Source organism: Leifsonia sp. KNZ12-8B, from assembly GCF_056755495.1.
In genome coordinates, this window is the sequence record NZ_JBPGXM010000136.1 from 1 (window position 1) to 9,856 (window position 9,856).

General features: G+C 72.6%; 6 protein-coding genes. 1 reads left to right on the top strand and 5 read right to left on the bottom strand.

All coding sequences use genetic code 11. The annotated features are described in order from the left end of the window. From ACR9ZG_RS15930 to ACR9ZG_RS15950, 5 genes are all read right to left on the bottom strand, one after another. Positions 1-1,829: glycosyl hydrolase family 95 catalytic domain-containing protein (locus ACR9ZG_RS15930; RefSeq protein WP_481285829.1), on the bottom strand; the 1,829-nt coding region annotated here is incomplete at its 3' end. Continuing rightward, on the bottom strand, positions 1,826-2,815 hold the full coding sequence (locus ACR9ZG_RS15935) for an acetylxylan esterase (protein WP_481285830.1): 990 nt from the start codon (positions 2,813-2,815) through the stop codon (positions 1,826-1,828). The genes ACR9ZG_RS15930 and ACR9ZG_RS15935, both read right to left, overlap by 4 nt. Next, positions 2,812-3,900: an enolase C-terminal domain-like protein gene (locus tag ACR9ZG_RS15940; protein WP_481285831.1), complete on the bottom strand. Its 1,089-nt coding sequence runs from the start codon at positions 3,898-3,900 to the stop codon at positions 2,812-2,814. Before ACR9ZG_RS15940 ends, ACR9ZG_RS15935 begins: the two co-directional genes overlap by 4 nt. A 76-nt stretch (positions 3,901-3,976) precedes the next feature. Further along, positions 3,977-6,457 (bottom strand): X2-like carbohydrate binding domain-containing protein, encoded by a 2,481-nt coding sequence (locus tag ACR9ZG_RS15945; protein ID WP_481285832.1) that lies wholly within the window; start codon positions 6,455-6,457, stop codon positions 3,977-3,979. Between the two features lie 99 nt (positions 6,458-6,556). Continuing rightward, positions 6,557-8,767, bottom strand: a complete 2,211-nt coding sequence (locus ACR9ZG_RS15950) for an alpha-galactosidase (RefSeq protein ID WP_481285833.1) — start codon at positions 8,765-8,767, stop codon at positions 6,557-6,559. An 86-nt stretch (positions 8,768-8,853) separates the two neighbouring features. Here ACR9ZG_RS15950 and ACR9ZG_RS15955 point away from each other — a divergent pair, with 86 nt between their 5' ends. Beyond that, complete coding sequence (locus tag ACR9ZG_RS15955; protein ID WP_481285834.1) at positions 8,854-9,819, top strand: carbohydrate ABC transporter permease; 966 nt, start codon at positions 8,854-8,856, stop codon at positions 9,817-9,819. Positions 9,820-9,856 lie beyond the last annotated feature (37 nt).

A 9,856-nucleotide genomic window follows, 5' to 3' on the forward strand; every position in this document is an offset into this window, starting at 1 on the left:
CCCCGGGGGTGGTCTTTGGGGGGGGGGGGGGGGGGGGGGCGGGGGGGGGGGTGGGCCCAGGGGGGGTGGGGGCGGCGGCCCCCCCGGGCGTCCGGCTCGATGCGGGACAGCGCGGCCCGTGCGCGCGCGACGACGTCGTCCTCCTCCCGGCCGAGCACGACCGCGGCCTCCAGGAGGTCGTCGAGGACCTGCGAGATCAGCGCGCGGTCGATCGCGGTGGCGCGGTCGACCGCCGCGTCGCCGTCGCCGTGCACGAAGTGGTTCTCCGGCGAGGTGGAGGGGGAGGTCACGAGCCAGGGGCCGCCCTCGTCGATCAGCCAGTCCAGGCCGAACTCGGCCGCCCCGCGGAGGATCGGCCACGCCCGGGCCGCGAGCCAGTCGCGGTCGAGGGTGAACCGGTAGTGCTCCATCAGGTGCGTCGCCAGCCAGGTCCCGCCCGTCATCCAGACCGCCCAGGCGGGGTCGCCGTGGCCGCGGCCGACGGGGAGCGGCCAGCCCCAGAGATCGGTGTTGTGGTGGGCGACCCAGCCGCGGGCGCCGTAGAGCTCGCGGGCGGCCGCCTCTCCGGTCGCCGCCATGACCTCCAGGAGGTGGACGAGCGGCTCGACCGTGTCGGTGAGACCGGTCGTCTCGGCGGCCCAGTAGTGCATCGGCACGTTGATGTTGGTGGTGTAGTTCGAGGACCACGGCGGACGGAGGTCGTCGTTCCACAGGCCCTGCAGGTTCACCGCGGGGCCGCCGGGCCGCGAGGAGGAGACGAGCAGGTAGCGGCCGTACTGGAACAGCGCCGGCGCGATCATGGCCTGGTCGTCGTCACTCGGCAGGCGGTCGACGACCACCTCGTCGCGGCCGCCGGCGAGGCTCAGCCATGCGGCCGTGAGCAGCGGGCGCACGTCGTCGATGTGCCGGCGCAGCGCCTCGTCGGCCGGCTGCGCGCTGGCGTCGCTCGCCCGGGCGGCCGCGCGGGCGAGGTGCCGGTCGAGGCCCGGCTCCGCCGACCCGTCGCGGAACCAGTCCTCGGCCGCCGTCGAGGAGGCGAAGGCCAGGCGGACGGTCGTGGCGTCGTGGACGAGGAGGCGGTCGCCGGCGACGCCGCCGACGCCGTCCGAGGCGACCCGTAGCGCCGCAGCGGCGAGGTTCTGCCATCCGTCGTCGCGCGCGTCAGCGGGGTGTCCCGGTCGGGCCGGGTCTCCGGCCCAGCGGAACGGGTCGACGTCCGGCTCGTGGAGGGGCGCGCCGTCGAGCGGGAGCTCGATGCCGAGCACCAGCGAGCCGGTCTCCACCGTCCGGCCGCGCTCCCGCAGCCGGGTGGTCAGTGCCAGGGACAGGTCGAACCGGCCCCGCTCGGCGGTGAGCTCGACGAAGACGGCGCCGTCCGGATGACTGGCCCACGAGCGGCGGACGACGGCGACGAGGTCGTTCTCGACGCGGTCGGTGTAGACGGCGTCCCGCAGGTCGAGGGTGCGGCCGGCGAAGGAGAGGGCGGCGCCGGCCGCCTCCAGCCGCAGCCGCAGATCGACGTACGGCAGGAACTCCTGGCTGTAGGTGCCCTCGAACCGCATCAGGAGCCGTTCGGCGTCGGTGGGCCGGCCTTCCCGCAGAGCCTGGCGCACCTCCTCGAGGGCCTCCGGTCCGGCGCCGGCGCTCACGAGGGCCGCGAGCTCGGAGCGCCAGGCGCCGGGGTCGCCCGACCAGACGGTTCCGTCGTTCAGTTGCAGGTGCAGCGTGTCCCTGTCGCCCAGGACCATGGCGCCCAGACGGCCGTTGCCGATCGGCGAGCCCTCGATCCAGCGGGCGGGCGGGCCCTCCCAGCGCAGTCTCCCGGTCATGCGTCGCCCCTTCCGGTGCTGGTGTCGGTGCCGGTGTCGGTGCCGGTGCCGGTGCTGTTGTCGTTGCCGGCGTCGAGGCCGAAGCGCTCCCGCAGCACCGAGAGCGCCCCCTGGCGGTCGGCGGTCGCCCCGGCCTCATGACCAGCTCCCGGCCATTCGCGGAGGACGACGGGAGCCGCGTACGCCTCGGCAGCGGCCCTGGCCGTCTCCGGCGGGCAGATGTCGTCGGCCAAGCCGTCGCTGATCCAGCCCGGGGAGGTCGCGTGGCGGGCGGAGGTGACGCCGTCGACGTAGGCGAGGGTCTCGGCGACCTGCTCGGCGCGGTCGGGGTGGTCCGTGAGGTAGGCGCGGAGCTCCAGCCACGGCCCGCTCTGCGCGAAGCGGAGGCCGTCGGGCGCGTCGGTCAGGAAGGGCGCCTGCGCGAGCACCGCGACGAGGTCGGGGACGAGCGCGCCGACGCCGAGAGCGATGCCGCCGCCCTGGCTGTTGCCGATGGCGGCCACGCGGGTGGCGTCCACCTGGTCGAGGGAGCGGAGGGCGTCGACGGCGCGCGCCGCATCGATGAAGACGCCGCGGTAGTAGGAGCGGCGCGGGTCCTCGATCCCGTCGAGGAGGTGGCCGGTGCTTCCTCCGCCCTGGCCGTGCGTGTCCACGGTGAGGTGGGCGAAGCCGGCGGCCGACCAGGTGAGGTCGTCGATGGGCGCCAGGCGTCCGGCGCCGTACCCGTTCGCGTGCACGACCGCGGGCAGCGGGCCGGTGCGGTGCCGGGGGAGGCGGAGCCAGCCGCGCGCCGGCCGGCCGTCCGCGCCCGCGAACGACACGTCGAAGACCTCCATGGTCGCCAGACCGGTGGGGACGGCCTCGGCGCGCAGGTCGAGCGGGTGCCGGCGGGCCTCCTCCAGCGCCTCCGCCCAGAAGACGTCGTAGTCGGCGGGAGTCGGCAGCGGCTCCCGCCCGAGCAGCGCGGGGAACTCGTGGCGGGTCATGCGGCGAACCGGTCCAGGCCGGCCGGGTAGTCGTAGCCGGCGGGGAGGGCGATCCCGGGCGCGGTGGGGGCGCGCAGCATCCCGTCCGCATCCACCGCGGGCTCGCGGCGCACGGGGTTCGAGGTCACGAGCGACTCGTAGTAGGTGGTGTTGGGGATCGCCATGCAGAGATGGTGCGTCGGCAGATCGGAGCCGTGCACCTCCGCCCGCAGCAGGAAGGAGTCGGCGAGGTGGGCCGTGCGCATGGCGCCCGTGATGCCTCCGCGGAGGTTCGTGCTGGTGCGCACGCCGAAGGTGGCGGCCCCGGCGCGGATGAAGTCGGCGGAGTTGAAGTGGGCGCCGTCGGAGGTCTCACCCACCAGCAGCGGGATGCGGACCGACCGGGCGAGCGCGGCATAGGCGCTCACGCTGAACTCGCGCATCGGCTCCTCGTACCAGAGGTAGTCGGCGTCCGCGAGCGCGTGGCCGAGCCGGATCGCGTCGGGGAGGTCGAAGCCGGCCGACCCGTCGTACATGAGCGGCACCTCCTGGCCGACGTGCTCGCGCAGCGCGAGGGCGAGGGCGGCGTCGCGGCGGGCATCCCCCCAGGCGTGCAGCTTGATGCCGCGGTAGCCGAGGGCGAGCGCCTGGTCGGCGACGTCGAGGTACTCGGGGATGTCGGCGAATGTGCTCGTCGAGGCGTAGGCCGGGATCTCGGTGCGGAAGCCGCCGAGCAGCTGCCACACCGGCCGGTCGTGCAGGCGGCCGGCGAGATCCCACAGCGCGGTGTCCACCAGCCCGAGCACGAACAGCGGCAGCTCGTGGATGCGGTCGAGCTCCCACATCCGGTGCCAGAGCCATTCGCGCTGCAGCGGATCGGCGCCGACGAGCTCGGGACGGAAGACGTTCTCGGCGAGGTAGGAGAGCATCGCCCAGGCGCCGGGGCGGGACAGGAACGCGACCCCCTCGACGCCGCTGTCGGTGCCGATCCGGAGGACGGCGCCGTCGCCGGTCGCGGGGCTGCCGCTCAGCCCGTCCCGCCACTGGAAGGGCGGGTCGGCGGGAGGGACGTCGACGCGCAACGCCTCGACATGGGTGATCTGCATGGTCGGGGACTCCAGGAGAAGTGGGTGAGGACGGGGAGGGAGGGGTGGGCCGTGCGCGCCGGCCCACCCCGGCGGATCAGCGGACGGTGTAGCGGACGGCGTCGGCGCGCATCACGTCGCCCGACTCCTTCACCGCCATCACGGTGTGCTCGCCGTTGCGGAGCCCCGACATGCTGAACACGATCTGCTGCGTGCGACGCGTGTCGCTGTGGGTGTCGACGCGCTTGACGAGCGTGCCGTCGATGTAAACGTCCACGACGCCCTGGTCGTGCCCGGTGGGCGCGACCAGATCGACGCCCGTGCCCCGGAACGTGTACGAGACCGAGGCCCCGGCGTCCTTCGTCGCGTGCACGTCGTCCAGGTGGTCGCCGCGGAAGCCGACGTTCAGCGTCGTCGCACCCAGCGGCAGCGTCGCGAGGTACGCCGTGCTCAGCGTGACGGTCGAGTCGGACACCGTGTAGTCGGCGCCCTTCTTCAGCGCCGCGCCGTTCGCGGTGATGCCCGTGAACTCGTCGGCGTCGCGCAGCACCGAGAAGGTCGCCGCGGCGGGCGCCTTCGTGTCGTACGACACGGCCGACGGGTCGATCAGGCTCGGTTGGAGCACATCGAGCCGGTCGAGCAGCATGAACCGCCCGGACTTCATCACGACGCGCAGCGTGTGCTGCCCGTTCGTGAGGTCGTTCGTCGTGAAGACGGTCTGCTGCGGCACGTGCGGGTTCGCTGGGTCGCTGGAGGCGCTCACGGTCTTCACCAGCTGCCCGTCGATGTACACGTCGGCGTCGCCCTCGGACGAGTCGAGCTCGGTCAGGTACGAGATGCCCGTGCCCGTGAAGGTGTACGAGAAGGCGTCTCCCGGGTGCTCGGCGTAGTGCACGTCGTCCTGGTGGTCGCCGAAGCCGCGGCCCGAGCTGTAACCCCACTGGCCCGAGTACACGATGGCCGGATCGGTGTCGTTGACCGCCGTGGTGCGGACCGGTCCCGTCGAGGTCGGCGGGGCGGGCGTGCCGGTGTCGGTCACGTTCACAATGAGCGGCTGCGTGGTGGAGGCCACCTCCGCTCCGCCGTTGCGCGTCCAGGCGCCGCCGTACTGCACGCCGAGCGCGTCGTCGTTGACGGTGACCGTCGCGCCCTTGTCCGGGGTGACCTTCAGCAGGCGGACGCCGTGGATGGGCACGTCCTGCGCGGTGAAGCCGTCGGCGGCCTTCCCGAGGTTCTTGCGCGCCCAGAGGTCGCGGACGGTGGCCGAGCCGTTCAGTCCGATGTCGGACCATTTCGCGGCGACGTCCGCCTCGGCCCGGCCGAGGTTGAACAGGGCGACCGTGTAGCTGCCGTCGGCGTTCAGCGCGTACCAGACCTGCTGCTTGGTGGAGGTGGAGACGGGCCGTGCCGGCACGCCGGCCTGGTCGACGGCCACGACCTCGGGGTTCGTCAGCAGTTCGACGCCGAGCTTGTCGAGCTTCGTCATATCGTTGCCGATCGAGAGCGGAGCCGCCGAGACGGCCCACAGCGTCATGGCCGTGCGTCGCTCGTCCGGGGTCAGGCCGTCCATCGTCCCGTTGCCGACGTTCAGCGAGTCGAAGTCGTTCCAGCCGCCGGGGCCGGCGTGGCGCCACCAATCGGCCGCCCGCGGGAAGAGGCGGTTGATGTTGTCCCACTGGGTCAGGGCCTCGCCGTTGCAGTAGCACTCGACGTCCCACTCCACGCGCCAGCCGTTCGCATACTGCTTCCAGACGTCGGCGTAGTTGATGTCGAGCGCCCAGGAGAGCTCGAACCAGATGCCGTGCTTCTTCAGCGCCTTCGACCACGCGGCGACGTCGTCGCGGGCGTCGAGCGAGAGGTCGCTGACGCCGGATCCCGGGGTGACGCTGTCGAACTTCAGGAAGTCGACGCCCCACGCGGCGAGCTGATCGACGATCGAGTCGACGTACTTCTGCGCGCACGGATTCGCGAAGTCGATCCGGTAGCCGATCTTCCAGTAGTCGGCCTGCTGCAGCGGCTGCTTCGCGATGTCATGGGTGGTGCAGCCGGGCGCGTTCGCGATCGGGTACGCCTTCTCGTACACGTCGGGCGAGATGCCGGGGATGAGGTACAGCCCGAACTTCTGGCCGTTGCCGTGCACGTGGTCGATGACCTTCTGCAGGCCGTCGGGGTAGAGGGAGGTGCTGGGAGCGGGCCGTCCGTTCTCGTCGGCGTGGTCGGTCCAGCCGGAGTCGACGTTGATGTGGTCGTAGCCAGCCTTCTGGAGCGTGGTGTGCATCGCGTCGGACTGCGCGACGATCTGGTCGGCGGTGATCCATTTCGGGGTCGTGTAGACCTGCATGCTGTAGCTGCTCCAGCCCATGTAGGGCTTGAGCGCCCAGGCGTCGGCGGTGGAGGCCGCCGGCGGTGCCGGGGTCGGGACCGCCGCGGTCGGCGCGGTGGTCGGTGTCGCGGTGGGGGTCGGCTTGGCGGCCGGCGTCGCGGCGGCGGGCAGGGCGGCGCCGGCCGCCAGTCCCAGTGCCGCGACCGCCACGACGATGGCCGGGAGGCCCCGTCGTGCACGTGTCGTGCGGGTCATGCGTTCTTCCTCTCTGAAGAGCCCCGGCGCGTCGGTGCGCGGGGCGATCGGTGCGGTGGGCCGTTCGAGGAGCGGGACGCCCGACGCCGGCCGGCGGCCTCAGGCCGTCCGGACGAGGTCGAGGAGCATCGCCTGCTGCGGGTTGAGGGCGGGGAGCGGGACGCCGGCCGCGGCGAGCACGGCCCCGGGCAGGGACACCCCGGCCGGGCTCATCGCGGCGGTGATCCAGGAGGGGTCGGCGCTCTGGTGCCGGCTGGCGGCGCCCAGCTCGTCACGGACCCGGACCGTGTAGACGGCCTCCTGGTCGAGCCCGGGGAAGCGCACGCGGCCGGACTGACCGGGCGCCGAGGTGGCCAGCCGCGCCCAGGTGTAGAGGGCGCGCGAGCCGTCGCCGGCGACGATGCCGGTGAGCACGGTCGCCTCGTCGGCGAGGTCGGCGTTGACGATCCTCCCGCTGTGGATGAGGCCCCGCAGCTCGCGGTACAGCGCGCCCCAGCGGGCGATCAGGTCGAGCTCGTCCTCGGTCGCCTCCTGCAGATCCCACTCGATGCCGGCGTGCGCGGTGAGCGCGACGATGAGCCGGAACGAGAGGTCGGTGCGGCGAGAGGTGGTGTGCGAGCGCTCGGCCCCGAGGTGGGAGCCGATCAGCTCGGGCGGGAGGAGCATCCTGGTCCAGCGCTCGATCTGGAGCCGCTCGACGGGGTCGTTGCAGTCCGAGGCCCAGACCCGATCGGTGCGCTCCAGGATGCCGAGATCGACCCGGCCGCCGCCGCCGGAGCAGGTCTCGATCTCGAGCCGCGGGTGACGCTCGCGGAGCGTGTCGAGCATCCGGTACAGGGCGAGCGTCTGCTCGTGGACCGCCGGCCGGTCGATGCCGACGAACCCGCTCACGGCCTCCGACAGATCGCGGTTGTGGTCCCACTTGATGTAGTCGACCGCGTACTCGTCGACGATGGCGCTGATCCGGTCGAGCACGTGCTGGTAGGCGTCGGGGCGGGTGAGGTCGAGCACGTACTGCGAGCGGGCGGTCGCGCCCAGCTCGCGCGGCCCGAGCACCCAGTCGGGGTGTTCGCGCGCGAGGTCGGAATCGAGGTTGACCATCTCCGGCTCGAACCAGATGCCGAACTGCATCCCGTGCGAGCGGACGAGGTCGACCAGCGGGGTGAGGCCCTCCGGCCACACCGTGCGGTCGACGAACCAGTCGCCGAGCCCCGCCGTGTCGTCGCGGCGGCCGTGGAACCAGCCGTCGTCGAGGACGACGCGCTCGACGCCGACCCGCGCCGCGCGCTCGACCAGCGCGGACAGGCGACCGAGGTCGTGGTCGAAGTAGACCGCCTCCCACGAGTTGAGCGTGAGCGGCCGGGGCGAGCGCGGGTGCGTCGGGCGGGCGCGCAGGCGGCGGTGCAGCCGGCCGGCGAGCCCGTCGAGGCCGGCGTCCGACCAGACGAACAGCGCGGTCGGCGCGACGTAGCGGTCGCCGTCCGCCAGGGCGATCTCGCCCGGGCGCAGGCCCTCGCCGACGCCCAGGACGGCGGAGAGCGCCCCCGCCCCCTCGGTCAGCCGCTCGACGACGTACTCGGCGTCTCCGCTCCAGGCGAGATGGGCGGCCCACGCCTCGCCGCGGCCGAAGCCGAGGTCCTCGGTCCCGGCGACGACGAGGTACGGCGCGTCGTGGCCCGGCTTGCCCCGGCGCGCGCGACGGACGTGGCTGCCGAAGAACAGCGGCCCGCGCTGGGGCGCGCGCTCGCGGCACCACTTGCCGGTGAAGTCGAGGACGTCGACGGCGCGCTCCGGAACGGGGAGCAGCACGCGCAGGGCGTCGAGGGTGTACGGGACCGTGGCGTCACCGCTCGCGAGCGCGGCGTCGCGCACCATCGTGACGTCGACGGACAGCACGCCGAAGCGGTCGAGGGTCAGCGTCAGCGTCGACCGGAGCGCCGTGATCTCGTCGGCGAGCTCGATCTCGATGGTGCCGCCCTCCGCCCCGTCCACGCCGTCAGCGCGGTGGCGGACCGCCTCCGTGCGGGGTCGCGGGGTGGTGGCGGAGCCGGCGGCATGGCCCTCCTGCGCCGGGGAGCCCGCCCAGCCCTCGAACTCGGTCGGCCAGAGGCTGAACGTGCGCGGGATGTCGGGAGAGTTGTTGAGGACGGCCGGCCCACCGGTCTCGCGCAGCGCGGCGGCCGAGGCCTCGTCGAGCGGGCCGAGGTCGGCTCCCCAGTGCAGCACGCGGGGCACGCGCCCCGCGGTGTCGATGACGAGGGAGGTGCCTGCTGCGCGCAGGACGAGAACGGCGCCATAGCCGTCGAGCATGTGGAGCTCCTAGCGGATGTCGGTTACTTGACAGTGTCAATTAACCATGCCTAGTGTGTCCACTGCAACCCTGAGAAGGAAGACCAATGACGATCTCCAACGCCCCCATCGGGCTCGAACCGGCGCCCCCGGCCGGGACGCCGAAGCGCCGCTCCCGCCGTCCCCTCAACGCCGGAGCACCGTCGCACCGCGGCGACGCGAAGCTGGCCTGGATCCTCATCGCACCGGCGATGATCGGCTTCCTCGTGTTCGCCCTGTACCCGACCGTCCGCGGCATCTACCTGAGCTTCACCGACTTCCGGCTTCTCAGCGCCCCGACCTGGATCGGCCTGCAGAACTTCGTCGCGATGTTCCAGGACGACGTGTTCTGGAAATCGCTCGGCATCACGGTCTACTTCGTCGTCATCGCCGTGGCGCTCACTCTCGCCGTCTCGATCCTGACCGCCGCCGTGCTGCACCGGGTGACCGAGTCGACGGTCCTGCGCGGCCTCATCATCCTGCCCTTCCTCATCTCCGGCGTCGTCGCCGCGACCGTGTGGTCGTGGATGCTGGATGCGCAGCTCGGCATCGTCAACCAGCTGGTGCACGCCCTCGGCGGCGACGGCATCCGGTTCCTCACCTCGCGCGAGTGGGCCGTCCCGTCGCTCGCGCTCATCCACGTGTGGAAGAACATGGGCTACACGTCGATCATCATCTTCGCCGGCATGCAGACCATCCCGCCGTCGATCTACGAGGCCGGCCGCCTCGACGGCGCGAGCGAGCCGAAGATGTTCCTGCGGCTGACGCTGCCGCTGCTGCGGCCGATCCTCGCGCTGGTGGTGGTGCTCAACGTGATCGGCGCGTTCCAGGTCTTCGACATCGTGTCGGTCGCCACCAGGGGCGGCCCGGCGGACGCCTCCAAGGTGCTGCAGATGTACATCTACCAGAAGGCCTTCGGCCAGTTCGACTTCGGATACGCGTCCGCGATGTCGCTGGCGCTGTTCGCCATCCTCATCGTGATCACCTTCGTGCAGATGCGACTGCTGCGCGCGAGCGAATCGGACAACGCCTGATGACCACCACGACCGCACCCCGCCCCACCAGCGCCTC

Bases quoted from the DNA above. Each gene is read 5' to 3' on its own strand.
- ACR9ZG_RS15955 (WP_481285834.1), top strand. From the start codon at position 8,854: ATGACGATCTCCAACGCCCCCATCGGGCTCGAACCGGCGCCCCCGGCC.
- ACR9ZG_RS15940 (WP_481285831.1), bottom strand. From the start codon at position 3,900: ATGCAGATCACCCATGTCGAGGCGTTGCGCGTCGACGTCCCTCCCGCC.
- ACR9ZG_RS15945 (WP_481285832.1), bottom strand. From the start codon at position 6,457: ATGACCCGCACGACACGTGCACGACGGGGCCTCCCGGCCATCGTCGTG.
- ACR9ZG_RS15950 (WP_481285833.1), bottom strand. From the start codon at position 8,767: ATGCTCGACGGCTATGGCGCCGTTCTCGTCCTGCGCGCAGCAGGCACC.
- ACR9ZG_RS15935 (WP_481285830.1), bottom strand. From the start codon at position 2,815: ATGACCCGCCACGAGTTCCCCGCGCTGCTCGGGCGGGAGCCGCTGCCG.